This window comes from Microtetraspora sp. AC03309 (genome assembly GCF_020826795.1).
Classification (GTDB): Bacteria; Actinomycetota; Actinomycetes; order Streptosporangiales; family Streptosporangiaceae; genus Microtetraspora; species Microtetraspora glauca.
The window spans coordinates 1-387 of sequence record NZ_JADDIL010000631.1 but is presented as its reverse complement, the minus strand read 5'-3'; the positions used below and the strand labels follow the sequence as shown (position 1 = coordinate 387).

Here is a 387-nt window from a genome sequence, read left to right as displayed (position 1 = left end):
CGCCAGAACCGAGGGGAGAGGCGAGCCACCGTGTGCGCGGGATCGAGGAGCGTCAGTGTGCTGAGTCGGCTCGGCACCAACGCGGCGGTGTGGGTGGCAAGCCAACCGCCGTAGGAATGACCCACCAGATGTACGTCCCGTAGATCGAGGTGCTGCAATACCGCGTCGATGCTGCGTGCGCATTGTGCGGGTTTGGTCATCGCTTTCGTTTGTGTGCTGGCTCCCGGCTGGCCCAACATATCGAGCGTATAAACCGTGAAACCACTTGTCAGACCGCGGATTTGCTCCCACCACATGGCCGAGGTCAGGTAAAACCCGTGGATCAACACCACAGGCGGCCCGCCGGCTGGCCCATGCTGATACACCCGCACTTCACCGAACTCGGTG

At 62.3% G+C, this 387-nt stretch carries 1 protein-coding gene; it reads right to left on the bottom strand.

The window, feature by feature from the left end; all coding sequences use genetic code 11:
• Positions 1-387, bottom strand: a 387-nt coding sequence (locus IMZ11_RS44695) for an alpha/beta fold hydrolase (RefSeq protein ID WP_228649883.1), incomplete at both ends; no start/stop codon positions are given.